This window comes from Phycicoccus sp. Soil803, assembly GCF_001429685.1.
In the GTDB taxonomy this organism is placed as follows: domain Bacteria; phylum Actinomycetota; class Actinomycetes; order Actinomycetales; family Dermatophilaceae; genus Pedococcus.
In genome coordinates this window covers 4,065,504-4,089,578 of sequence record NZ_LMST01000001.1, presented here as the reverse complement: position 1 = coordinate 4,089,578, position 24,075 = coordinate 4,065,504, and the positions used below count along the sequence as shown (strand labels likewise).

Below are 24,075 nucleotides of genomic sequence, written 5' to 3'. Positions count from 1 at the left end.
CCTCTGCGGTGCGCCATCGTGGCGCGCCCGTGGGCGGTCCTGAATGTTTCCCCATCGAGGAGGATGGAATGTCGCGCCTCGCGCCTGCCGCCACAGCTGCTGACCTGCAGCTGGACGGCACCAATCTCACCCTGGTCTATGCGGTGCTGGCCATTGCCATCATCGCGCTGGTCATGGGTGCGTTCTTCCGCCGGGAGGTCCTGGCGGCCGACCCCGGCACCGACAAGATGCAGGAGATCGGCGCTGCCGTCGAAGAGGGCGCCCAGGCCTACCTCGCTCGGCAGTTCAAGACGCTCGGCGTCTTCGTCGTGCTGGTCTTCGGCCTGCTCCTCCTGCTCCCGGCCGACACCACCGAGGTCCGCTGGGGGCGGTCCGCCTTCTTCGTCGTCGGCGCGCTGTTCTCCGCCGCGATCGGCTACTTCGGCATGAGCCTGGCCGTGAAGGCCAACGTCCGCGTGGCGTCCGCCGCGCGCGGCGGTGACCGTGACCTCGGCATGCGGATCGCGTTCCGCACCGGTGGCACCGTCGGCATGGCGACCGTGGGCCTCGGCCTGCTCGGCGCCTCCGTCGTCGTCCTGCTCTACAAGGGCGACGCTCCGAAGGTGCTCGAGGGCTTCGGCTTCGGCGCTGCGCTGCTCGCGATGTTCATGCGTGTCGGTGGCGGCATCTTCACCAAGGCCGCCGACGTCGGCGCCGACCTCGTCGGCAAGGTCGAGGCCGGCATCCCCGAGGACGACCCGCGCAACGCCGCGACGATCGCCGACAACGTGGGCGACAACGTCGGCGACTGCGCCGGCATGGCCGCCGACCTCTTCGAGTCGTATGCCGTGATGCTGGTGGCCGCGCTGATCCTCGGCTCCGCCGCGTTCGGCGAGTACGGCCTGGTGTTCCCGCTGATCGTCCCGGCCATCGGTGCGGTGACCGCGCTGATCGGTGTCTTCATCACCCGGGTCAAGCCCGGCGAGAACGCGCTGTCCGCCATCAACCGCGGCTTCTACATCTCGGCCGGCATCGCGGCCGTCCTCTCCGGCGTGGCCGCGTACGTCTACCTGCCCGACACCTTCGCGGCCCTCAAGTCGACCGACGCGGGCATCACCGCCCTGTCGGGCGACCCGCGCCGCGTCGCCGTGCTGGCGGTCATCATCGGCATCGTGCTGGCTGCGGTCATCCTCTGGCTGACCGGCTACTTCACCGGCACCGACAAGCGCCCGACCAAGGACGTCGCCCGCACGTCGCTCACCGGTGCGGCGACCGTCGTGCTCTCGGGCATCGGCGTCGGCCTCGAGTCGGCCGTCTACACCGCGGTCATCATCGGCGCGGCCGTCTACGCGGCGTTCCTGCTCGGTGGCGGCTCAGTGATCCTGTCGCTCTTCCTCATCGCGCTGGCCGGCTGTGGCCTGCTGACCACGGTGGGCGTCATCGTGGCGATGGACACCTTCGGCCCGGTCTCCGACAACGCCCAGGGCATCGCCGAGATGTCCGGCGACGTCGACGGCGAGGGCGCGCAGATCCTCACCGACCTCGACGCGGTGGGCAACACCACCAAGGCGATCACCAAGGGCATCGCGATCGCGACGGCCGTCCTCGCGGCGACCGCGCTGTTCGGCTCCTACTCCGACGCGTGGAAGGCGAAGTTCGAGCCGATCATCCAGGCTCTGGCCAAGTCCACCGAGGCGGACCTGGTGGCCAAGATCCAGAGCGGCAGCCTGACGCAGGAGGCGGCGCAGGCGCAGTACACCGCGATCCTGCAGAAGGCCAACGCGCCGTTCGACCTCCAGATCGTCACGCCGAGCGTGCTCGTCGGACTGCTGCTGGGTGCGGCCGTGGTCTTCCTGTTCTCCGGTCTGGCCATCAACGCGGTGACCCGCGCGGCCGGCGCCATCGTCTTCGAGGTGCGTCGCCAGTTCCGCGAGCACCCCGGGATCATGGACTACACCGAGAAGCCCGAGTACGGCCGCGTGGTCGACATCTGCACCAAGGACTCGCTGCGTGAGCTCGCGACGCCTGGTCTGCTGGCCGCCCTCACCCCGGTCGCCGTCGGCTTCGGCCTCGGCATCGGTCCGCTCGCAGGCTTCCTCGCCGGCGCCATCGGCACGGGCTGCCTGATGGCGGTGTTCCTCGCCAACTCCGGTGGCTCGTGGGACAACGCCAAGAAGATCGTCGAGGACGGCACCCACGGTGGCAAGGGCAGTGAGGCCCACGCCGCGACCGTCATCGGTGACACCGTCGGTGACCCGTTCAAGGACACCGCCGGCCCGGCCATCAACCCGCTGATCAAGGTGATGAACCTCGTCTCGGTGCTCATCGCCCCGGCGATCGTGACCCTGTCGATCGGTGGCGACAAGAACAACGTCGCCCGCTACGGCATCGCTGCCGCAGCGATCATCATCGTGATCGCCGCGGTCGCCGTCTCCAAGGCGCGTGACCTGGCCATCGGTGGCGACGAGGACGGCCAGAGCGCAGCTCGCGTGGACGCGGTCGCGCCCGACGCCGGCGAGGCCGAGACCGCCCCCGGTCAGGCCGTCGACGAGGCGACCGACGTCGTCGAGGAGCCCGTGNCGGGCCGGCTCACCCACACGGGTGAGCCGGCCCGCTCCGCGTTCGGGGGTATGCCGCGGCCCCCACCTCCGCGCGTAGGGTCACGCCATGGGCGATGCGGCGGTGAAGGTCACGCGGGTCACGGCGGACGACCTGCCGGACCTGCTGGTCCTGATGCGGGCCTACTGCACGTTCTACGACAGCGACCCGGCTGACGACGAGCTCCGTGCCCTGGCGACCGCGTTCCTCGACGAGGGGTCGGGCGGCACGCAGCTGATCGCCCGGGACGACTCCGGACGGGCCCTCGGCCACGCGACCCTGCTCTCGAGCTGGGACACCACCCTGGGCCAGCGGCTGGCCGTGATGGAGGACCTCTTCGTCACGGAGGCCGCCCGTGGACGGGGCGTGGGTGCGGCGCTGGTCGAGGCCTGCCGGCAGCTGGCGGCCGAGCGCGGCATCGAGGCGCTGGCCTGGGAGACCGCGCCGGACAACGAGACCGCCCAGCGGCTGTACGACGGGCTGGCCGACCGGGCCGGGACCTGGTTGGCCTATCGCCTGCCCACCGGTGGCCCGGCGACCTAGGCTGGAGCCATGCAGAGTCCGCTCTTTGACCAGGCCAACCTCGAAGTCCAGGCGCAGCAGCGGTTCGCGCTGCAGAACCCGCAGATGCTCCGCGTCCACCTCGGCGGCGACGTGCTGGCCGTCAAGGGCGCGATGGTCTCCTACCAGGGCCAGATCCGCTTCGACCACGAGAAGGCCGGCAGTGTCGGCAAGCTCTTCAAGAAGGTCGTGACGGGTGAGGACGTCTCGCTGATGCGGGTCTCCGGCGAGGGCGACGTCTTCTTCGCGTCCGAGGCCGGGTTCGTCTTCCTCGTCGAGCTGACCGGCGACGCCCTGAGCGTCAACGCCCGCAACCTGCTGGCCTTCGACTCCACCATCGACTGGGACATCAAGCGGGTGCAGGGCGCCGGCATGCTCAGCGGCGGCCTGTTCAACACGACCCTGCAGGGCACCGGCACCGTCGCGATCCACACCGTCGGGCAGCCGGTGATCCTCGACTGCAGCCAGCAGCCCACCTACGTCGACGTGCAGGCCTGCGTGGGCTGGTCGGCCAACCTCGTACCCCAGGTGGTGTCGAGCATGAACGTCCGGTCGATGCTCCGCGGCGGCTCGGGCGAGGCTTTCCAGTACGCCTTCTCCGGCCCCGGTTTCGTCATCGTCCAGCCCAGTGAGTGGACCCCGCCGGCCGCGGGTGGCAGTGGCGGCGGGGGTGGCGGCTTCAACCTCGGCGGCCTGCTCGACGGATGAGTGCTCCCACCCCGGCAGCCGACCCCGAGCTCGTCGCCCGCCTGCGCGCGGACCTCGAGGCCGCGGCATACACGGTCGAGGCGGTGGCTGCGCTCCTCGGACCCCTGGCCGCTGCGGCGCTCGGCCGCGAGCAGGTGATCCCGGCCCAGCGCGTGACGGCCGGCGCCGACGGGCCGCTGGCCACCCTGGTGCGGCTGTTCGGACTCGGCGACGCGGTCGACACGGAGGAGGCGGCGGCCGCGCTGCCCACCCTCGGCCTCGACGGCGCCAGTGCGCTGCGGCTCGTGCGCGAGCAGGGCCCCGGCGTGGTCGCGACCTGCGACCTGCGCCCCTACGGCGAGGAGGGCCACGCCTGGTGGGTCGCCTCCGACCTCACCGAGCTCGCCACCCGTGCACCCCTGCGCGAGGACCACGTCCTCGGCATCGGCGGGGCGTCGACCACGCTGGCCTCGTGGACGCCGCGCCCGGCCGTCGAGCGAGCCCTCGACGTCGGCACCGGCTGCGGGGTGCAGGCGCTGCACCTGGGTGCCCACGCCAAGCACGTCACGGTCACCGACATCTCGACGCGGGCCCTTGATTTCGCCCGGTTCAACGCCGCCCTCAACGGCCTCGAATGGGAGGTGGTGGAGGGGTCGATGCTGGATCCCGTTGCGGGACAACAGTTCGGGCTGATCGTGAGCAACCCGCCCTTCGTCATCACGCCACGCACCCCCGATGTCCCGCTCTTCGAGTACCGCGACGGCGGACAGGCGGGCGACAGCATCGTCGCCGACCTCGTGCGGTCGATCGGCGACCACCTCGAGCCGGGTGGCGTGGCCCAGTTCCTCGGCAACTGGGAGGTCGTCGGCGACCGCGACTGGCGCGAGCGGGTGCGCGGCTGGGTGGCCGGCACCGGCCTCGACGCCTGGATCGTGCAGCGCGACCTGCAGGACCCTGCCGAGTACGCCGAGACCTGGTCGCGCGACGGCGGTCACCACAGTGCGACGACCGAGTTCACGACGATGTATGCCGCGTGGCTCGACGACTTCGCGTCGCGCGGCGTGAGCGCGATCGGGTTCGGGGTGATCACCCTCCAGAAGCCGGTGGGGGAGCGGGAGCCCTTCGTCGACCTCACCGAGGTGACCGGTCCGGTCACGGCACCGATGGGGCCGCACGTGCTGTCGGGACTGCGCGCCCGGACCTGGCTGGCCGAGCACGACGACGCCGAGCTGCTCGCGGTGGCCTGGCGGTGTGCCGACGACGTGGTGGAGGAGCGACACGGGCGACCGGGTGACGAAGAGCCTGCCGTGATCCAGCTGCGCCAGGGCGTGGGCCTGGGACGCACGATCCGGCTCGACACGGTCGGCGCCGCGCTGGTCAGCGTGTGCGACGGGACGCTGCCTGCAGGGCTGGCCCTGGATGCGATCGCGGAGCTGCTAGGCGAGGACGCGGCGGCCGTCCGCGACTCGGCCGTTCCGCTGCTCCGGGGACTGGTGGCCGACGGCCTGCTCGTCTGAGTCGTCTTCTCCATCCGGTTCGATGTAAACCCGCCGGCGAATCCCGGCGGGTTTACATCGAACCGAGTGGGGTGGCGGCCTCGAACCGAGTGAGTGACCGCCGGGACATCTGTCATGAGTGGGTCCGTTTGTGCAGGTGGAAAACGTGGTTGTGAGTGAGTGCTCACTCACTCATACTGATTCCCATGTCACCCCGCGCTCCCGCGATGGCCCCCGACGACCGGCGGGCCTCGATCATCGCCGCCACGATCCCGCTGCTGCGGGACAAGGGCCGCGGCATCAGCACCAAGGAGATCGCCAAGGCGGCCGGCATCGCCGAGGGCACGATCTTCCGGGTGTTCGACAGCAAGGACGAGATCATCCACGCCTGCGTCCACGAGGCGTTCGACACCGCGGCGGTCAAGGCCGAGCTGGCGGCCGTGGACCGCGACCTGCCGCTGCGTGACCGCCTGGCTGCGGCGGTCACCGTGATGCAGAAGCACCTCCAGGGGATCTTCGCGCTGATGAGCGTGCTGCAGTCGTCCGGCCAGCCGTTGCACCGTCCGATGGACGCCAAGGCGCTGCGCCGTCGCCAGGAGGGGACCGCCGAGCTCGACCAGGCCTTCACCGACCTGATCGGCGACGACGCGCAGCGGCTGCGGATCCCGGTGCTCAACTTCATCGGCTACCTGCGGATGCTCACGCTCTCCAGCGTGCACCCCATGCTCGACGGCCAGGACTCGACGGCCTCCGAGCTCGTCGACGTCGTGCTCGAGGGCGCGCTGGCCCGACCAACCACCACGAGGGGGAAGAACTAGTGCTCATCCGGATCATCCGCGACTACCTCAGGCCATACAGCGGTCTGGTCGCCGTGCTCGTCGGGCTGCAGCTCATCGGGACGATGGCCTCGCTCTACCTGCCCAGCCTGAACGGCACAATCATCGACGAGGGCGTGGCCAAGGGCGACACCGGCTTCATCGTGCGCACCGGCGGGTGGATGCTCGCGGTGTCGCTCGTGCAGATCGTCGCCACCGTCGCCGCCACCTACCTCGGGGCCAAGTCGGCTGCCGGCCTGGGCCGCGACCTGCGGGCCGGCATCTTCGCGCGGGTCGGCGACTTCTCCGCGCAGGAGGTCTCGAGGTTCGGGGCCCCCACCCTGATCTCCCGCAACACCAACGACGTCACCCAGGTGCAGACGGTCGTCTTCATGGGCGCGGCGATGATGGTGTCGGCGCCGATCATGATGGTCGGCGGCATCATCATGGCGCTGCGCGAGGACGTCGGGCTGTCCTGGCTCGTGGCCGTCGCCGTGCCCGCGCTGGCGCTGTCGGTCGCGCTGGTGATCCGCAAGATGATCCCGCAGTTCCGGCTCATGCAGGAGTCGGTCGACTGGGTGAACCGCGTGCTGCGGGAGCAGATCACCGGCATCCGCGTCGTGCGCGCCTTCGTCCGCGAGGAGCACGAGCAGGATCGCTTCGCCGAGGCCAACACGCAGTACACCGGCACCGCGCTGGCCGTCGGCCGGCTGATGGCGATGATCTTCCCGATCGTCATGCTGATCTTCAACGCCTCGACCGTGGCCGTGCTGTGGTTCGGCTCGCACCGCGTGGAGAACGGTCAGATGCAGATCGGCGAGCTCACCGCCTTCATGAGCTACCTGATGCAGATCCTCATGTCGGTCATGATGGCGACCTTCATGTCGATGATGATCCCGCGCGCGACGGTTTCCGCCGGGCGGATCACCGAGGTTCTCGACACCGACTCCACGGTCGTCCAGCCGTCTGCGCCCGTGGCGATCCCGCGCACCGGCACCACGGTGGAGCTGCGTGACGTCGAGTTCTGCTACCCGGGGGCGGACGTGCCTGTCCTGCAAGGGGTTTCGATGACCGCCGAGCCGGGCCGCACCACCGCCATCATCGGAAGCACGGGCGCAGGCAAGTCCACGCTGGTGTCCCTCATCCCGCGCCTCTACGACGTGACCGGCGGGTCGGTGCGCCTGGGCGGGGTGGACGTGCGCGATGCGGCCCTCGAGGACGTCTGGTCGCGGATCGGGCTGGTGCCGCAGAAGCCCTACCTGTTCACCGGCACGGTCGCGTCCAACCTGAGGTACGGCGACTCCGAGGCGACCGACGACGAGCTCTGGGACGCCCTGCGGATCGCGCAGGCCGAGGACTTCGTGCGCGCCATGCCGCTGGGCCTCGACTCGCCCATCGCCCAGGGTGGCACCAACGTCTCGGGCGGTCAGCGGCAAAGGCTCGCCATCGCCCGAGCCCTGGTGGCCAAGCCCGAGGTGTTCCTCTTCGACGACAGCTTCTCGGCCCTCGACCTGTCCACGGACGCGAGGCTCCGGTCCGCGCTGCGGCCGGTCACGCGGCATACCGCAGTCATCGTCGTGGCCCAACGGGTCTCGACGATCATCGACGCCGACCACATCGTCGTCCTCGACGACGGCAAGGTGGTCGGCGCAGGCCGCCACGACGAGCTGCTGGAGACGTGTCCGACGTATGTCGAGATCGTCGAGTCGCAGCGATCTGCAGAGGAGGCCGCGGCATGACTGCCGAAGGTGTGAAGACCGAGGAGGAGAAGGCCGCCGAGGCCCGTCGTGGCCCGGGTGCGAATGCTGCCCAGCGGCGCGGTCCGATGTCGCTGGGCATGCCGACCGAGAAGTCGCAGAACTTCGGGCCGTCGGCCAAGCGGCTGCTCTCGCTGCTCCAGCCCGAGCGGACGTCGCTGTATGCCGTGCTGTCACTGGCCGTGGCCAGCGTCGCCCTCAACGCCGTGGGGCCCAAGATCCTGGGGCGGGCGACCGACCTGATCTTCGCCGGGTTCGTCGGGAAGCAGCTGCCGTCCACCGCCACGCGTGACCAGGTCGTCCAGGGACTGCGCGCCCAGGGGCAGGACAAGCAGGCCGACCTGATCGCGAAGATGGACCACCTCAGGCCCGGTTTCGGCATCGACTTCGGTGCCGTGGGGCGGGTGCTGCTGTTCGTGCTCGCCCTCTACGCCGTCGCGAGCGTGCTGTCGTGGGCGATGGGCTGGATCCTCACCGGCGCCGTCAACCGCACCATCTTCAACCTGCGGCGAGACGTCGAGGACAAGCTGAACCGACTGCCGTTGCCCTACTTCGACAACCAGCCGCGTGGTGAGCTGCTCAGCCGCGTCACGAATGACATCGACAACGTCGCGCAGAGCATGCAGCAGACGCTCAGCCAGATGCTGACGTCGCTGCTGACCGTCGTCGCGATGGTCGCGATGATGCTCTACATCTCGCCACTGCTGGCGGTGATCGCGCTCGTCACGATCCCGGTCTCGATGGTCGTCACCGCGACCATCGGCAAGCGGTCCCAGAAGCACTTCGTGCAGCAGTGGAAGAGCACCGGTGAGCTCAACGGCATCGTCGAGGAGACCTTCACGGGCCACCAGCTGGTCAAGGTCTTCGGTCGCGAGGACGAGGTGCGTGCATCGTTCAAGGCGAAGAACGACGACCTGTTCAACGCCGGCTTCGGCGCGCAGTTCATCAGCGGCATCATCATGCCGACGATGATGTTCATCGGGAACCTCAACTACGTGGTGATCGCCGTCGTCGGTGGCCTGCGGGTGGCGAGCGGATCGATGAGCCTCGGCGACGTGCAGGCGTTCATCCAGTACTCGCGCCAGTTCACCCAGCCGCTCACGCAGGTGGCCTCGATGGCGAACCTGCTGCAGTCCGGGGTCGCTTCGGCCGAGCGGGTCTTCGACGTGCTCGACGCGCCGGAGCAGCGGGCTGACGCAGTCGCCCCGACCACCCTCGACGACCCGCACGGGCTGGTGAAGTTCGAGGACGTGTCGTTCTCCTACGACCCGGAGAAGCCGCTGATCCAGCACCTCGACCTCAGCGTCGAGCCGGGCCAGACGGTCGCGATCGTCGGGCCCACCGGCGCCGGCAAGACCACCCTGGTCAACCTGATCATGCGGTTCTACGAGCTCGATGCCGGCCGGATCACCCTCGACGGCGTCGACATCACCGACCTGACCCGGCACAACCTGCGCAGCGAGATCGGCATGGTGCTGCAGGACACCTGGCTGTTCGGCGGGACGATCCGCGACAACATCGCGTACGGACGGCCCGGTGCGAGCGAGGACGAGGTCATCGCCGCGGCGAAGGCCACGTACGTCGACCGGTTCGTGCACTCGCTCCCCGACGGCTACGACACGGTGCTCGACGCCGAGGGCGGCAACATCAGCGCGGGCGAGAAGCAGCTCATCACCATCGCGCGCGCCTTCCTGTCGGACCCGGCGCTGCTGATCCTCGACGAGGCCACCAGCTCGGTCGACACCCGCACGGAGCTGCTGGTGCAGCAGGCCATGTCGGCGCTGCGCCACGACCGGACCAGCTTCGTCATCGCCCACCGGCTGTCCACCATCCGCGACGCCGACGTCATCCTCGTGATGCGCGACGGCCAGATCGTCGAGCAGGGTTCGCACGAGCGGCTGCTCGCGAGCGGCGGCGCCTACGCCGAGCTCTATGCGGCGCAGTTCAGCGGCGCGGCCGTGGACGTCGACACAGGTGAGGCGCCCGCGCCAGACCTGGCCGTCGCCAAGGTCTGAGCCCCGTCGCTCAACGGCGGCGCCTCGGGTTCTTGGTTCGCGTCGAGTCCACGAGGCGAAGCTGGGGCGGATGGGCTCCCGACTCGGCGACCTGGATGAGTTGCGCGGCGACCTCTGCGACCGTGCGGTTCGTGTACTGTCCTATGCCGCGCAGCACCTCGTACGCCGCTTCCCGATCCAACCCATGGCTGGCCATGACCAGACCGGTGGCCACACCGGTGTCGTAGGAACGTCGGCGGCCCATCGTGGCCTCGTTCCCCCACGCGGGGCCCGGGTTCCCGTCCACGAAGGCCTGGTCCAAGGCCGCCTCGATCTGGCTGGCCACGATCTCCGCCACCACGACGGCCGCGGCATCGAATCCGCCGGTCGCACCCGTGAACAGTCGGAGCTCTCCCGCTCCTGCCCGATCCAGAAGGGCAATGGGCAGGCACACGACGTGGGAGCCCGGGCGACTGAGCGCTCCGGGCCGGGTGGCGTCGCGGTCGGCAGTCGACGCAGCGACACCGGGGTCCCCCGGTCTGGTCACCCGGAGTTCTGCGCGGTCCGTCAGGGGAATGGCCCGGATCGCCAAAGCCGGGGACATGACCAGGATCTGCTCGAACGACGCGCCTGCGAGCAAGCGCGTGGAGCCGACGGCCGCGGCAACGGAATGGCTGAGCGACGTGGGAGGTGGACGCTCAGGCACAGGACTCATCCGCGACTGGCGGGTCAATCGGTCGGTGCATGAGGAGGACCCTGTCTGCGCAGCTGCTACGCGGCGATGCGCTGCAGGGTCCGGGTCAGCACTAGTCGTTCGGTGCACATGACCATGGCACCCGTCATGGGTGCTGTCAATGCATCAGGCGGATGCTGTCATGCCGTGGCGGATGGCTGCTTGGAGGACGTCGGCGTCGATGTCGGCCAGGCGCTTGAACCTGATGCAGTAGCCCGTCACGCTCGCCTTGCCGATCGTTTCGCCGTAGGTGCGCTGGAGGAAGGTCTTGTCGTCGAGACCCAGCACGTAGACCGAGAAGCCAGACGTGTTGGCGCTCAAGCCGATTCGATAGAACTCGCGGGACGATCCATCGGCGTAGCTGATGGTGTAGGCGCCGTAGCCGATGTTCGGGTTGGCCACGACCTTGCCGTCGTCGTTGGTGCCGTCGGTGAACCACAGCCGGCAGGTCGGAAACTCCGCCAGCACCCGAGCGTGCAGCTGTCGGAGGTCGGCCTGCTTGGCCTCGGGTTGGCTGGCGAGGTAGGCCTCGACGAGCTCAGCGGTCTCCATCTCGAGCCAGATGCTAGCAACGCCGGGACGATGCGGCGCCCGGGCGGCGCGGCCTCGGAGCCGTAGGGCGACGCTTGCCCGGGTGCCGATTCGCGGCATACGCCCTAGGTTGTCGTGAGGTCCGCAGACGTACCCCAGGAGTCGCTGATGAACGCCCTCGCCCACCTCGCCCTACCCGCTGCCGAACCCCTGATCGATGCCAACTGGCTCGACTACACGTTCGTCGCGATCTACTTCGCGTTCGTCCTCGGCATCGGCGTCATGGCCCGACGGTCCGTCTCCGACTCGATCGACTTCTTCCTGTCGGGGCGTTCGCTGCCCGCGTGGGTGACCGGCCTGGCGTTCATCTCGGCCAACCTCGGTGCCGTCGAGATCATGGGCATGTCGGCCAACGGTGCGGAGATCGGGCTGCCGACGGTGCACTACTTCTGGGTCGGGGCGATCCCGGCGATGCTGTTCCTCGGCGTCGTGATGATGCCGTTCTACTACGGCTCCAAGGTGCGCTCCGTCCCGGAGTTCATGTTCCGGCGGTTCGGCAAGGGAGCCCACCTGGTCAACGCGATCAGCTTCGCGTTCGCCCAGCTGCTCATCGCCGGCGTCAACCTCTACCTCCTCGGGTCGATCGTGCACGCGCTGCTCGGCTGGCCGCTCTGGGTCGCGCTCATCGTGGCCGCGGCGATCGTGCTGTCCTACATCACCCTCGGCGGCCTGTCGGCAGCGATCTACAACGAGGTCCTGCAGTTCTTCGTCATCGTCGCCTCGCTCCTGCCACTGACCCTGATCGGCCTGCACCGCGTGGGTGGGTACGGTGGCCTCAAGGACAAGATCACGGCCTTCGCCGAGTCCCAACCGGCTGGCTCCAAGGTGGCTCCGGCGGCACAGCAGCTCGAGTCCTGGCCGGGCCAGGCGCTGTCCGGCTTCGACTCACCGTTCTGGTCGGTGGTCGGCATCGTCTTCGGGCTCGGCTTCGTGCTGTCCTTCGGCTACTGGACGACGAACTTCGTCGAGGTGCAGCGCGCGATGGCCTCCAAGTCGATCTCGGCGGCTCGCAAGACGCCTATCATCGGTGCCTTCCCCAAGATGTTCGTGCCGTTCCTCGTCATCTTCCCCGGCATGGTGTCGGCAGTCCTGGTCAAGGAGATCATCGACCTCAAGGGCGGGGGCAGCCCGCCGGGAGGTGCCTCCGGCGAAGGGGTGAAGTACAACGACGCCCTGCTCCTGCTGATGCGCGACATCCTCCCCAACGGCCTGCTGGGCCTGGCCATCGCCGGACTGCTGGCTGCCTTCATGGCCGGCATGGCGGCGAACATCTCGGCCTTCAACACGGTCTTCAGCTACGACCTGTGGCAGCGCTACATCCGCAAGGACCACAGCGACGACTACTACCTGCGGATCGGCCGGCTGGCCACGGTGGCGGCGACCCTCATCGCGATCTTCACGGCGACCCTGGCGAGCAGCTTCTCGAACATCATGGACTACCTCCAGACACTGTTCGGGTTCTTCAACGCGCCCTTGTTCGCGACGTTCATCCTCGGCATGTTCTGGAAGCGGATGACCGCCACCGCGGGCTGGGTGGGCCTCGCGAGCGGCACCCTCTCCGCAGTGCTGGTGGCCTTCCTCTCGGAGGACGCGTTCGGCTCCCTCAGCCAAGGGGTCATCCCGCTCTCGGGGCAGGGCGCGAGCTTCGTCGCCGCCTCGACGGCCTTCGTCGTCGACATCGTCCTCAGCGTCGTGGTCAGCCTGGCGACCCAGCCCAAACCGGCCTCAGAGCTCAAGGGGCTGGTCTACTCCGAGACGCCGAGGGAGGACCTCGTCGACCCCGAAGAGGCGAGTCTCCCCTGGTACCAACGCACCCTGCCCCTCGCAGGCATCGCACTCGTCATGGTCCTCGTCCTCAACTTCGCGTTCTAAGGAGGCTGCACATGTCCGACAAGAAGACCGACACCTCGGCCGAGGCATCCGGCGGCCACACCGCCGGTGCGTTCGACATCCGCAACATCATCGGGGCCCTGCTCGCCATCTACGGCGTGCTGCTGCTTGCCGCAGGGCTCTTCATGGACACCGAGGAAGCCAAGACCGGCGGCGTCAACGCCAACCTCTGGACCGGCCTCGCGCTGGCCGTAGCCGGCGCGGTCTTCCTCGTGTGGGCGCGGCTCAAGCCGATCATCGTCCCCGCCGACGTCGAGCGGGTCGAGGACGACCCGACCCGACCTGCACCGCGGCGCCGCCCCGGCGGCCACTAGCTGCAGACCCCAACGGCGGGGTATGCCGGGTGGTCACCACCCGGCATACCGGTCAGTGGGTCTCGCGGACTGGCTGGCGACGCAGGGCCTGGCTGCCGGTGAAGGCCAGGACCGCCGCGGCGGCCATGCCCAGCGCGCCTCCGCACACCCACATCAGCCGGGGGCTGAGCTCGAAGAGCGCCCCGGCGAGCGGTGGCGCGATGACCGTGCCGCCGATCGAGGCCGCGCCGTAGAGGCTCTGGTAGCGACCGTGCATGCCGTCGGGTGCGCGGTCCGACGCGTGCGCGGTGGCCGTCGGCTTGTAGAGCATCTCGCCGGCGGTCACGACGGCCACGGCGACGAGGACCACCACGATGCCCGGCGAGGGAGCCACCACCACCCAGCCGACGCCGACGAGCAGGAAGCCGAGGGCGATCAGGCGTTCGGGGGCGCGGTCGCGGAGCCGGTGCGCGAGCCACGGCTCGAACAGCACGATCAGCGCGCAGTTGAGCGAGATCGTCGTGCCGTAGATCCACGGGGCGGCGCCGAGGGCGTCGAGCTGCCAGGGCACGGCGGAGTAGGCGAACCGGTAGGCCGTGTCGGCGGCGACGACCGTCAGCAGCAGCAGGACGAAGCGCGGGTCCTGGCGCAGGGCAGCGAGCAGCCGGGTGGGCGTGCCGTCGGGCAGCGGGACGCGCGCGGCGGTCGGCACGACGAACATCACGACGCCGAGCATCATCAGGCTCGCGACTGCGTCGATGACGAAGATCGCGCCGAAGTGGTGCACGGCCAGCAGGCCTCCGAGCGGTGGGCCGAGGACGGTGCCGGCGTTGTTGACCGCTCGCATCCACGCGGTCGCCTGCCGGCGGTGCTCGGTCGGCAGGGCGCTCGTGACGAGGGCGAACGACACCGGTCGGCCCACCCCGCCGAGCGCGCCCATGAGCGCCAGCACGACGGGCAGGCCGGGAGTCGGCGTCACCGGGACGAGCAGGCAGCCGACGGCCGAGGCGAGCGACGCCAGCGCCAGCGTCGGGCGCAGTCCGAAGCGGTCGCCGACCGAGCCGCCGGCGAGGTTGCCGGCGATCATGCCCAAGCCCCAGACGGCCGCGATCGACCCTGCGGCGCCCTCGCTCAGGCCGCGGTCGGAGACCAGGTAGAGCGGGATGAAGACCCAGGCCATCGAGCCGAGGGCGTTGACGAACCGGCCGACGAGCAGCCACCGGACCCAGCCGGGGAGATCCCTCACGCCAGCGTCACCACACGGCCCCGCCTGCCGAACCGGCCGTGCGTCACCACTGGACCCACCTCACCACATCGCCTCGAGCTCGGAGGTGCCCAGCGCCGGCGGCAGGTAGCGCGGCTGGTAGAGCGTCATGGTGCCGGCACCTGGGACGACGAGCTGCACCGTGGTGCCCCACGACTGCTCGGTCACGTCACCGTCGAACTCGGCGCCGCGCTCCCCGAGCTCGGCCATGGTCGCCTCGAGGTCGTCGCACAGCAGCGACAGGTCGAACCGCTGGTCGGTGCCGCCCACCTGCGCGTCACCGTCGGACTCGCCACCGTGGTCCCACGAGGACGGGTGCACGCCGAGCTCGCTCGGCCCGGTGCGGAAGATGAGCCAGCCACCGCCGGTGTCGGTGGCGGGGAGGCGCAACACGTCGCGGAAGAAGTCGCGGGCTGCGGCCGGGTCGTGCGCGTAGACCAAGGTGTGCAGGGCGGTGATCATGGGACCACGGTAGAAGCCCGGCGCCGCTCCAGCCCGTCGAGCACGACGTCGAGCCCGAACTCGAACTCGGTCTGGTCGTCGCACCACCCGAGCGTCGAGCCGGGGTCGTCGTGCGCCACCTCACCGAGCATCTCGACGAGGTGCGGGATCTGGCTCGCCATCGCGGCCAGCATCTCCTCCGAGGCGTCGCCGGCCGCGGCGTCACCGGGGTCGAAGAGCTCCTGCGAGAAGCCGATGACCCGGCTGCCGAGGGCGTGCAGCGAGTGGTGGGCGAGGTCGTGGCTGAACCCGCCGGCCCGCAGGATCCCCACGACCCCGTCGTAGTAGCGCACGATGTCGAGGTTCATGCTGGTGCGGGTCTCCAGGACGCCCGGGGCCCACCGGTGCTGCAGCATCACCTCACGGGCGGCCAGGGCCCGGGCCCGCAGCGCGCCCCGCCAGTCGGTGGCCGGGTCGGGGGAGTCGAGCGATGCCACGGCGGCGACGAGCTCGGTGGCGACCTGCTCCACCATCGCGTCGAGCATCGCCTCCTTGCCGGCGACGTGGTTGTAGAGCGACATCGCCTCGACGCCGAGCTCCTGCCCGATCCGCCGCATCGAGACCGCCGCGATGCCCTCCGCGTCGGCCACGTCGACCGCAGCACGCATGACGCGCTCGCGGCTGAGCGGGGTGCGCGGCGTGCCCTTCGTGGTGGCGCCGGCCGGGTCACGGCTGGTGTCGCTCTCGACGGTGTCGGTCACGGGTCCCTCCGGTCGGCTGGGGTCGGGCACGCGGGCGGTCCTCACGAATGCTAGCTCTCGGCCGTTGACAGACTTACGGCGTAGGGCTAACTTACACCGTATATTTACACCGTAAGTTCAACCCCACCCAGGAGCCACCATGACCGACCTCGACCACACCAGCCCTTCGTCGGCGCCGCCGAGCGTGACCACCGAGCCCGCCCCGCGGCATACCGGTCCCACGCCCACGACGATGCGCGCGGCGGTGCACGAGCGCTACGGCAACCCGGAGGAGGTCGTCGTCGTCAAGACCGTGCCGGTGCCGAAGGTGGGGCCCGACGACGTGCTCGTCCGGGTCGCGGCCGCGTCCGTCAACGCCCTCGACTGGCACTACGTCACCGGGCTGCCGATGTTCGCCCGCCCGACGCTGGGCCTGCGTCGCCCCAAGCGCCAGGTGCCCGGCGCCGACGTGGCCGGGGTCGTCGAGGCCGTCGGGTCGGCGGTCACGCGGTTCCAGCCGGGCGACCGGGTCTTCGGTGAGGTGTCCGGAGGGGCGTTCGCGGAGTACGTCGTGGCGCCGGCCGACTGGCTGGTGCCAGTCCCCGAGGGGGTAGGGATCGAGACTGCCGCAACCATCGGTGTCGCCGCCGAGACCGCGCTCCAGGGCCTGCGCGACTGGGGTCGGCTCGAGCCGGGTCAGCGGGTGCTGGTCAACGGCGCCTCGGGCGGTGTCGGCAGCTTCGCGGTCCAGCTCGCCAAGGCGTTGGGGGCCTCCCACGTGACGGCGGTGTGCAGCACCGGCAACGTCGAGGCGGCCCGCCGAGCCGGCGCCGACCGCGTCGTCGACTACACCCGCAAGGACGTCCGGGCGCTGGGGGAGACCTTCGACCTGTTCTTCGACAACGCCGGCAGCCTGACCCTGCGCGACAGCCGCCGCCTGGTCTCACCCGGGGGCAGCTACGTGATGGTCACCTCGCCGAAGTCGAAGTGGCTGCACCCCATGCCGCGGATGCTCAGCGTGCCGGTCTACTTCGCGTTCGGCAGCCAGCGGGCGCCGGCGTTCAAGGTGGCGTCGCGCAACCGGGCCGACCTCGAGCTCGTGGTCGACCTGGTGGCCCGCGGGCTGGTGACTCCGGTGATGGACCGGCGCTGGGCACTCGCCGACGCCCCCGAGGCCCTGCGCGTGCAGGGCGAGTTCCACGCCAGGGGCAAGTCGGTGGTCATCCCCTGACCCAAGCCGGACTTGTTGCGCTCAGGTGGTCACAAGGCCGGGGAAACCGGGTCTCGGTGACCACGAGCGCGCAACAAGTGCGGGGAAGAGGGGGCGGGTCAGGCGAACTGCCAGGAGCGCTTGCTCAGCCCGAACCAGAAGCCGTCGATGACGCTCTTGTTGTCCAGGCTGCCGGACTCGTATGCCGCGCCGAGACTCACGTACAACGGCGCCCAGTGCTCGGTGCGCGGGTGCGCCTCACGGGCGGCCGGAGCCTTCTGCATGAAGTCGAGGATGGCGTCGACGTCCTGGCGCTCGAGCGCCTCGGCGGCCCAGTTGTCGAACTCCGACGAGGCCCTGGGCGGCGTGCCGTCGGGGCCGCCGGCCGGGTTGAACCAGCGCAGGTTGTGCGTGGTGAAGCCGGAGCCGACGATCAGGGTGCCTTGGTCGCGGAGGGGAGCGAGCTTGCGGCCGAGGTCGAACAACGCCCTCGGGTCGAGCGTCGGCATCGACATCTGCAGGACGGGGATGTCGGCCTCGGGGTACATCTCGACGAGCGGCACGTAGGCGCCGTGGTCGAGGCCGCGGGTCTCGTCACGGTGGACCGGGGTGTCGGTGGAGTGCACGAGCTTGGCGACGTCGGCGGCGAGCTCAGGTGCACCCGGGGCGGCATACGTCACCTCGTAGTAGTGCCGCGGGAAGCCGTAGAAGTCGTAGACCAGGGGGACGTCGCCGGTCGTCGCGGACAGCGACAGCGGTGCCTCCTCCCAGTGCGCGGAGACCATGAGGATGTTCGCCGGCTTGTCGAACTGCGTCGACCACGTCGAGAGCTGGTCGGTCCACACCGGGTCGTCGGCCAGCGGCGGGGCGCCGTGGCTGAGGTACAGCACGGGCTGGCGGGTGGTGGTGGCGGTCTCACTCATGGGGACAGCGTATCCCACTTTACTTGAACCTTCAACTAATCACCGGAAGCCACGGACCGAACGCCGGGCGGTGCGACGCGAACTTGACGCGCTCGGATACCGTCATCCGCGATGCCGTGTCCATGCAGCGACGAATCCGCTGCACATGGGGTCAGGAACTGAGGTTGAACCATGAGTGAGGGGCGCAAGCTCGTCATCGTCGAGTCGCCGGCCAAGGCGAAGACGATCGGCGGCTACCTGGGCAAGGACTGGGACGTCGAGGCGTCGGTCGGCCACATCCGCGACATCCCGACGCCGTCGGAGATGCCCGCCGACATCAAGAAGGGCCCGTTCGGCCGGTTCGGCGTCGACGTCGACAACGGCTTCGAGGCCTACTACGTCGTCGACGCCGACAAGAAGAAGAAGGTCTCCGAGCTCAAGCGGCTGCTCAAGGGTGCCGACGAGCTCTACCTCGCCACTGATGAGGACCGCGAGGGCGAGGCCATCGCCTGGCACCTGCTCGAGGTGCTCCAGCCCAAGGTGCCGGTCAAGCGGATGGTCTTCCACGAGATCACCAAGGAAGCGATCCAGCGGGCCGCCAACACCACCCGCGACCTCGACGTCGCGATGGTCGACGCGCAGGAGACCCGCCGCATCCTCGACCGCCTCTACGGCTACGAGGTCAGCCCGGTGCTGTGGCGCAAGGTCAAGGCTGGTCTGTCCGCAGGCCGCGTGCAGTCGGTCGCGACCCGCATGGTCGTCGAGCGCGAGCGCGAGCGGATGGCGTTCGTCCGGGCGTCCTACTGGGACGTCGTCGGTGACTTCACGCCCGACGGCACGTCCAACCAGTTCGGCGCGCGCCTCTCCGCGGTCGACGACGCCCGCGTGGCCACCGGCCGCGACTTCGCCGACGACGGCACGCTCAAGTCGAAGAACGTCGTCCACCTCGACGAGGAGACCGCGAACTCCATTGCGCGACAGGTGATCTCGGCTCAGGTCAAGGTCACCAGCGTCCAGGAGAAGCCCTACACGCGGCGTCCGTCCGCACCTTTCACGACGAGCACCCTCCAGCAGGAGGCGTCGCGCAAGCTGCGGCTCTCGTCGAAGAACGCGATGCGGGTCGCCCAGCGGCTCTACGAGAACGGCTACATCACCTACATGCGCACCGACAGCACCACGCTGTCGGAGGCCGCCCTCACCGCCGCCCGCCAGCAGGCGCGCGACCTGTATGGCGCGGAGTACGTGCCCGACGCCCCTCGCCGCTACGAGAAGAAGGTCAAGAACGCCCAGGAGGCGCACGAGGCCATCCGCCCCGCCGGTGACCGGTTCCGCACCCCGGCGCAGGTCGCCGGCGAGCTGCGCGGCGACGAGTTCGCGCTCTACGAGCTGATCTGGAAGCGCACCGTCGCCTCGCAGATGGCCGACGCCCGCGGGTCGACCGCCACGGTCAAGCTCGGCGGCACGCTCGAGGACGGCCGGGTCGTGGAGTTCAGTGCCTCCGGCACGGTCATCACCTTCCGCGGGTTCCTCGCGGCGTACGAGGAGGGCCGCGACGAGGAGCAGATCAGCCGCGCCCAGGAGGCCGACGAGGAGCGTCGCCTCCCCAAGCTCAGCGAGGGCGTGGCGATCACCACGCTGCGCGCCGACGCCGACGGCCACGAGACCTCGCCCCCGCCGCGCTACACCGAGGCGACTCTCGTGAAGGCCATGGAGGAGAAGGGGATCGGTCGACCCTCCACCTATGCCAGCACGGTCGGCACCATCCAGGACCGCGGCTACGTCAACACCCGCGGCAACGCCCTCATCCCCACCTGGCTGGCCTTCGCGGTCACCCGGTTGCTCGAGGAGCACTTCACCGAGCTGGTCGACTACGACTTCACCGCCTCGATGGAGGAGGACCTCGACCGCATCGCCGGGGGCGACGAGCAGCGCGCCGCCTGGCTGCAGCGCTTCTACTTTGGTGAAGGGCTCAGCGGTGAAGGGCTCAGCGGTGAGGGGCTGGCTGACGGCGCCACGACTGGTTCACCCGGCGGGCTGCCGAACATCGGTCGCTCCGGCCAAGGGCTCAAGCACCTCGTCGAGGACCTCGGCGAGATCGACGCCCGCGAGATCTCCACCATCCCGATCGGCGAGGGCATCGTCGTGCGCGTGGGGCGCTACGGCCCCTACGTCGAGGAGACCGTCCCGCAGGGCGTCGACCTGTCGACCGGCGAGATGAGCGACGACGCCGCCACCACGCCGCGCCGCGCGACCATCAACGACGACATCGCACCCGACGAGATGACCCCGGCCAAGGCACGCGAGCTGCTCGACCAGTCCGCCGACGACGGCAGGGTGCTCGGCCAGGACCCGGACACCGGCCGCGACATCGTCGCCAAGGCCGGTCGCTACGGCCCATACGTCACCGAGGTGCTCGACGAGGAGACCGCGGCGCTCAAGGGCAAGGCCAAGGTCAAGCCGCGCACCGCGAGCCTGTTCAAGGACATGGACCTCGCGACCATGGACCTCGACACCGCCCTCAAGCTGCTCAGCCTGCCCCGCGTCGTCGGGATGTCGACCGAGGAGGACGGCACCCCGGTCGAGATCACCGCGCAGAACGGCCGCTACGGTCCCTACCTCAAGAAGGGGACCGACTCGCGCTCGCTGACCTCCGAGCAGCAGCTCTTCGACATCACTCTCGAAGAGGCGCTGGCGATCTACGCCCAGCCCAAGCAGCGCGGTCGCGCGTCCTCGGCGCCGCTCAAGGAGCTCGGCAACGACCCGGTGTCGGGTCGGCCGATGGTGGTCAAGGACGGTCGCTTCGGCCCCTACGTCACCGACGGCGAGACCAACTCGACGCTGCGCAAGGGCGACGACCCCGAGGCGATCACCCCGGAGCGTGGCGCCGAGCTGCTGGCCGAGAAGCGCGCCAAGGGCCCCACCACGCGCAAGCGGGCGGCGAAGAAGACGACCAAGAAGGCCGCCACGAAGAAGACGGCTGCGAAGAAGACGGCCAAGAAGGCCGCGACGAAGAAGGCGTAGCCGCATGCCGATCGACCCCGCCACGGCCCGCAAGCTGGACCTGCGCCTGGCCACCGAGCAGTCGCAGAGCCGGCTGCCCTCGGTGGCGGCCGGCCTGGTCCGCGACGGCGAGCTGGTGTGGTCGGGTGCGGTCGGCACGCTCTCCGGTCGCGCCGACGGCGAGCCGTCGAGCACCGACACGCAGTACCGGATGGGATCGATCACCAAGACCTTCGTCGCGGTGGAGGTCATGCGGCTGCGTGACGAGGGCCGCTTCGAGCTGAACGACCGGATCGACTCGCTGCTCCCGGAGACCGCCGACGCCGAGTTCGCAGCGGTGACGGTGGCCCAGCTCCTCTCGCACTCGTCGGGCCTCCAGGCCGAGACGTCGGGCCCGTGGTGGGAGCGGGTCGAGGGCGGCAGCTGGGGCGACCTGCTGGCGAGCCGGCCGACCCTGCGGTTCCGTCCCGGCGCGCGGTTCCACTACTCCAACACCGGGTATGCCGTGCTGGGCGAGCTGGTGGGGCGGCTCCGGGGTGCGTCGTGGCAGGAGGTCGTGACCGCGAACCTGCTCGAGCCGCTCGGCCTGTCCCGGACGACGACCCGGCCGGTTGCCCCGTCGGCGCCCGGCTGGGGCGTGCACCCGATGGCCGACCTGCTCCACGTCGAGCCCGAGCACGACGCCGGGGCGATGGCCCCGGCCGGGCAGCTGTGGTCGACGGTCGAGGACCTCGCACGCTGGGCCACCTTCCTGGCCGGCGACACGGCCGGGCTGCTCGAGCCGGCCACCCTCGAGGAGATGTGCCTGCCGCTCGTCGTCAACGACACGCCCGAACAGGCCTGGACCGGGGCGCACGGCCTCGGCTGGCAGGTCTGGAACGTCGACGGCGCGCGCTTCGCCGGACACGGCGGCTCGATGCCCGGCTTCCTGGCCGGGCTGCGGGTCAACCTGGCCACCTGCGACGGCTTCGTCCTCTTCGCGAACGCGACCTCGGGCATGGGCCCGCTCGGTCTCGACCTGTTGGAGCTGCTCGCCGCGGAGCCTCGCGAGGTCAAGCCCTGGCACGCGGACGCCGATCAGTCGGCGGCGCTCGAGCTGGTCGGCGACTGGTACTGGGGCACCACCGGCTACGACCTGCGCCTCGCCCCCGACGGCCATCTCCTGCTCGGTGAGCCGGGCAAGCTCAGGGGCACCCGGCTGCGCCCCACCGAGACCGGGTGGGTGGGGCTCGACGGATACTTCGAGGGTGAGCCGTTGACCGTCGTCCGCGACGCCGACGGACGCCCCGGCCACCTCGACCTGGGGTCGTTCCGGCTGAGCCGGACGCCCTACGACCCCGACGCCGACATCCCGGGTGACGTCCACCCGGACGGCTGGCACTGAACCACGCGGCATACCCCGTCACCCAACTACCTGAAAACATGCCAAACCGTGACACCGGCCGGATGTGTGCCGAGGACATGTTCTGGCACGGTTGTGTGGCGAACCCGGACATGTCCGGCCCACTCCGGTCGCCCTAGGGTTCTGCACAGCGCGACGGATCCCCCACCGTCGCACCGAACCGCACGAGGAGGTGCCGGTGCCCAGCGACGCCAGCGCGCCCGCGCCAGGAGCACTGCTCCAGACCCGTGAGCTGACCAAGGAGTTCCGCGGCTTTCGTGCCGTCTCCGACGTCAGCCTCAGCGTCGCCGAGGGGACCGTCCACGCGCTCGTCGGCCCCAACGGTGCCGGCAAGACCACCCTGTTCAACCTGCTGACCGGCTTCCTGTCGCCGACGTCGGGCCAGATCCACTTCCGCGGCGAGGACATCACCGGCCGCCAGCCCGAGCAGATCGCCCACCTCGGCATCGCGCGCTCGTTCCAGATCACCAGCCTGTTCGACCAGATGAGCGCCGTCGACCACGTCGAGCTGGCGCTGGCCTCCCCGACCGGGCTGGGCTACCGCTTCTGGCGGTCGTCCTCGCAGATGCGGCAGTTCCGCGACCGGGCCATGGACCTGCTCGGCCAGGTCGGTCTCGCGGACCGCTCGGGCGCAGCAGCCGGGTCGCTGGCCTACGGGCAGAAGCGGGCCCTCGAGCTCGCCCTCGCGCTCGCGCTGGACCCCCAGCTGCTGCTCCTCGACGAGCCCACTGCAGGGATGGGCCTGGAGGACGTCGACCGCACCATCGCGCTCGTCAAGAAGGTCTCGGAGGGCCGCACCGTCGTGTTCGTCGACCACAACATGCACGTCGTCGGATCACTGGCCGACACCGTGACCGTGCTGCAGTCCGGGCAGGTGCTCGCCGAGGGCAGCTACGACCAGGTGCGCCACGACGAGCGCGTCGTCACCGCCTACCTCGGACAGGCCGGGTGACCCCGGTGCCCGGCGAGATCCTCGAGGTCGACGGCCTGTCCGCGTGGTACGGCGAAGCGCGGGTGCTCACCGACGTCAACCTGCGCGTCGCGCCGGGTGAGGTGGTCACGCTTGTCGGACGCAACGGCGCCGGCAAGACCACGTTGCTGCGCTCGGTGATGGGCCTGCACCGCCAGGTCGAGGGCTCGGTCTCGTGGGCCGGCCAGGTGCTCGGCCGGTCGAGTGCCGACAAGCGGGCCAAGGCCGGCATCGGCTGGGTGCCCGACGACCGCGGCATCTACGCGACGCTCTCCGTGCAGGAGAACCTGCTCCTCCCCCCGATCACCAGCAAGGCCGACGCGTGGAGCCTCGAGCGCGTCTACGAGCAGTTCCCCGTGCTGCAGGAGCGCCGCGACTTCCCCGGCACCAAGCTGTCGGGCGGTGAGCAGCAGATGCTCGCCATCGCCCGGGTGCTCCGCACCGGCTCGCGGTTGCTGCTCCTCGACGAGCCGTCCGAGGGGCTCGCGCCGGTCATCGTCCAGCAGATCGGCGACATCATCCGCCAGATCAAGGACCAGGGCGTCTCGGTGCTCCTCGTCGAGCAGAACGTGAAGTTCGCCGCCACCGTCGCCGACCGCCACTACCTGCTCGCGCAGGGCCGTGTCGTGGAGTCGCTCGACAACGACTCCTTCCAGTCCCGCACCTCCGAGCTCCTCGAGTACCTCGGCATGTGAGCCCCAACGCGTCCCACTGAGCAGCCCCGCGTCACCAGACCACCTGAACCATCCCGC

At 70.0% G+C, this 24,075-nt stretch carries 19 protein-coding genes and 1 pseudogene; 14 read left to right on the top strand and 6 right to left on the bottom strand.

The annotated features are described in order from the left end of the window. Positions 1-68: 68 nt before the first annotated feature. The 7 genes and pseudogenes from ASG95_RS18985 to ASG95_RS18955 all read left to right on the top strand — a co-directional run. Positions 69-2,558: pseudogene (locus tag ASG95_RS18985) on the top strand (sodium-translocating pyrophosphatase); the annotation flags it as partial. 88 nt (positions 2,559-2,646) lie between these two features. After that, entirely contained in the window at positions 2,647-3,120 is a 474-nt protein-coding gene (locus tag ASG95_RS18980; RefSeq protein ID WP_057378468.1) for a GNAT family N-acetyltransferase, read from the top strand. A 9-nt stretch (positions 3,121-3,129) separates the two neighbouring features. Then, positions 3,130-3,846, top strand: a complete 717-nt coding sequence (locus ASG95_RS18975; RefSeq protein WP_057378467.1) for an AIM24 family protein — start codon at positions 3,130-3,132, stop codon at positions 3,844-3,846. Then, a complete protein-coding gene (locus ASG95_RS18970) occupies positions 3,843-5,342 on the top strand; it encodes a class I SAM-dependent methyltransferase (protein ID WP_056921692.1) in 1,500 nt (499 codons plus the stop codon). Before ASG95_RS18975 ends, ASG95_RS18970 begins: the two co-directional genes overlap by 4 nt. A gap of 185 nt (positions 5,343-5,527) precedes the next feature. Further along, a complete protein-coding gene (locus tag ASG95_RS18965) occupies positions 5,528-6,139 on the top strand; it encodes a TetR/AcrR family transcriptional regulator (RefSeq protein ID WP_082592874.1) in 612 nt (203 codons plus the stop codon). Further along, positions 6,139-7,875: an ABC transporter ATP-binding protein gene (locus ASG95_RS18960; RefSeq protein WP_056921694.1), complete on the top strand. Its 1,737-nt coding sequence runs from the start codon at positions 6,139-6,141 to the stop codon at positions 7,873-7,875. The genes ASG95_RS18965 and ASG95_RS18960 overlap by 1 nt, the downstream gene beginning before the upstream one ends. Then, positions 7,872-9,908, top strand: coding sequence for an ABC transporter ATP-binding protein (locus ASG95_RS18955; RefSeq protein ID WP_057378466.1), 2,037 nt, complete (start codon positions 7,872-7,874; stop codon positions 9,906-9,908). Before ASG95_RS18960 ends, ASG95_RS18955 begins: the two co-directional genes overlap by 4 nt. Before the next feature lie 10 nt (positions 9,909-9,918). On the opposite strand, the gene ASG95_RS18950 is transcribed toward ASG95_RS18955, so the two are convergent. Together ASG95_RS18950 and ASG95_RS18945 are read right to left on the bottom strand one after the other, a co-directional pair. Next, positions 9,919-10,434, bottom strand: coding sequence for an ANTAR domain-containing protein (locus ASG95_RS18950; RefSeq protein WP_157582258.1), 516 nt, complete (start codon positions 10,432-10,434; stop codon positions 9,919-9,921). Positions 10,435-10,746: 312 nt separating this feature from the next. Continuing rightward, complete coding sequence (locus tag ASG95_RS18945) at positions 10,747-11,172, bottom strand: DUF1801 domain-containing protein (protein WP_057378464.1); 426 nt, start codon at positions 11,170-11,172, stop codon at positions 10,747-10,749. 147 nt (positions 11,173-11,319) lie between these two features. Here ASG95_RS18945 and ASG95_RS18940 point away from each other — a divergent pair, with 147 nt between their 5' ends. Together ASG95_RS18940 and ASG95_RS18935 are read left to right on the top strand one after the other, a co-directional pair. Beyond that, positions 11,320-13,083: a sodium:solute symporter family protein gene (locus ASG95_RS18940; protein WP_056921697.1), complete on the top strand. Its 1,764-nt coding sequence runs from the start codon at positions 11,320-11,322 to the stop codon at positions 13,081-13,083. An 11-nt stretch (positions 13,084-13,094) separates the two neighbouring features. Continuing rightward, positions 13,095-13,415, top strand: coding sequence for a hypothetical protein (locus ASG95_RS18935; protein WP_056921698.1), 321 nt, complete (start codon positions 13,095-13,097; stop codon positions 13,413-13,415). Positions 13,416-13,467: 52 nt separating this feature from the next. On the opposite strand, the gene ASG95_RS18930 is transcribed toward ASG95_RS18935, so the two are convergent. From ASG95_RS18930 to ASG95_RS18920, 3 genes are read right to left on the bottom strand one after another with little or no spacing between them, the layout of a single operon-like run. Then, positions 13,468-14,640: an MFS transporter gene (locus tag ASG95_RS18930; RefSeq protein WP_057378463.1), complete on the bottom strand. Its 1,173-nt coding sequence runs from the start codon at positions 14,638-14,640 to the stop codon at positions 13,468-13,470. 60 nt (positions 14,641-14,700) lie between these two features. After that, positions 14,701-15,120: an extradiol dioxygenase gene (locus ASG95_RS18925; RefSeq protein ID WP_057378462.1), complete on the bottom strand. Its 420-nt coding sequence runs from the start codon at positions 15,118-15,120 to the stop codon at positions 14,701-14,703. Further along, positions 15,117-15,890 carry a TetR/AcrR family transcriptional regulator gene (locus tag ASG95_RS18920; protein WP_235544036.1) on the bottom strand — a complete coding sequence of 258 codons (774 nt, stop codon included), beginning with the start codon at positions 15,888-15,890 and terminating at the stop codon, positions 15,117-15,119. Before ASG95_RS18920 ends, ASG95_RS18925 begins: the two co-directional genes overlap by 4 nt. Before the next feature lie 109 nt (positions 15,891-15,999). Between ASG95_RS18920 and ASG95_RS18915 the strand changes: the two genes are divergently transcribed. Continuing rightward, the gene (locus tag ASG95_RS18915; protein WP_057378461.1) at positions 16,000-17,070 is read left to right on the top strand and encodes an NAD(P)-dependent alcohol dehydrogenase; all 1,071 of its coding nucleotides are present in this window, start codon (positions 16,000-16,002) and stop codon (positions 17,068-17,070) included. Between the two features lie 98 nt (positions 17,071-17,168). Here the strand turns inward: ASG95_RS18915 and ASG95_RS18910 are convergent, their stop codons facing one another. After that, entirely contained in the window at positions 17,169-17,972 is an 804-nt protein-coding gene (locus tag ASG95_RS18910) for a dioxygenase (protein WP_057378460.1), read from the bottom strand. A gap of 171 nt (positions 17,973-18,143) precedes the next feature. Between ASG95_RS18910 and topA the strand changes: the two genes are divergently transcribed. The 4 genes from topA (at position 18,144) to ASG95_RS18890 (ending at position 24,018) form a co-directional block, all read left to right on the top strand. Further along, positions 18,144-20,972, top strand: a complete 2,829-nt coding sequence (topA, locus tag ASG95_RS18905; protein WP_057378459.1) for a type I DNA topoisomerase — start codon at positions 18,144-18,146, stop codon at positions 20,970-20,972. Positions 20,973-20,976: 4 nt separating this feature from the next. Further along, the gene (locus tag ASG95_RS18900) at positions 20,977-22,335 is read left to right on the top strand and encodes a serine hydrolase (RefSeq protein WP_057378458.1); all 1,359 of its coding nucleotides are present in this window, start codon (positions 20,977-20,979) and stop codon (positions 22,333-22,335) included. Positions 22,336-22,531: 196 nt separating this feature from the next. Beyond that, on the top strand, positions 22,532-23,305 hold the full coding sequence (locus tag ASG95_RS18895) for an ABC transporter ATP-binding protein (RefSeq protein WP_235544034.1): 774 nt from the start codon (positions 22,532-22,534) through the stop codon (positions 23,303-23,305). Next, entirely contained in the window at positions 23,302-24,018 is a 717-nt protein-coding gene (locus ASG95_RS18890; RefSeq protein ID WP_235544032.1) for an ABC transporter ATP-binding protein, read from the top strand. The genes ASG95_RS18895 and ASG95_RS18890 overlap by 4 nt, the downstream gene beginning before the upstream one ends. Positions 24,019-24,075 lie beyond the last annotated feature (57 nt).

Excerpts from the sequence above, each read along its gene's own strand:
- ASG95_RS18910 (WP_057378460.1), bottom strand. The coding sequence starts at position 17,972 with ATGAGTGAGACCGCCACCACCACCCGCCAGCCCGTGCTGTACCTCAGC.
- ASG95_RS18965 (WP_082592874.1), top strand. The coding sequence starts at position 5,528 with ATGTCACCCCGCGCTCCCGCGATGGCCCCCGACGACCGGCGGGCCTCG.
- ASG95_RS18975 (WP_057378467.1), top strand. The coding sequence starts at position 3,130 with ATGCAGAGTCCGCTCTTTGACCAGGCCAACCTCGAAGTCCAGGCGCAG.
- ASG95_RS18925 (WP_057378462.1), bottom strand. The coding sequence starts at position 15,120 with ATGATCACCGCCCTGCACACCTTGGTCTACGCGCACGACCCGGCCGCA.
- ASG95_RS18955 (WP_057378466.1), top strand. The coding sequence starts at position 7,872 with ATGACTGCCGAAGGTGTGAAGACCGAGGAGGAGAAGGCCGCCGAGGCC.
- ASG95_RS18945 (WP_057378464.1), bottom strand. The coding sequence starts at position 11,172 with ATGGAGACCGCTGAGCTCGTCGAGGCCTACCTCGCCAGCCAACCCGAG.
- ASG95_RS18940 (WP_056921697.1), top strand. The coding sequence starts at position 11,320 with ATGAACGCCCTCGCCCACCTCGCCCTACCCGCTGCCGAACCCCTGATC.
- topA (WP_057378459.1), top strand. The coding sequence starts at position 18,144 with ATGAGTGAGGGGCGCAAGCTCGTCATCGTCGAGTCGCCGGCCAAGGCG.
- ASG95_RS18935 (WP_056921698.1), top strand. The coding sequence starts at position 13,095 with ATGTCCGACAAGAAGACCGACACCTCGGCCGAGGCATCCGGCGGCCAC.
- ASG95_RS18900 (WP_057378458.1), top strand. The coding sequence starts at position 20,977 with ATGCCGATCGACCCCGCCACGGCCCGCAAGCTGGACCTGCGCCTGGCC.
- ASG95_RS18915 (WP_057378461.1), top strand. The coding sequence starts at position 16,000 with ATGACCGACCTCGACCACACCAGCCCTTCGTCGGCGCCGCCGAGCGTG.
- ASG95_RS18980 (WP_057378468.1), top strand. The coding sequence starts at position 2,647 with ATGGGCGATGCGGCGGTGAAGGTCACGCGGGTCACGGCGGACGACCTG.
- ASG95_RS18970 (WP_056921692.1), top strand. The coding sequence starts at position 3,843 with ATGAGTGCTCCCACCCCGGCAGCCGACCCCGAGCTCGTCGCCCGCCTG.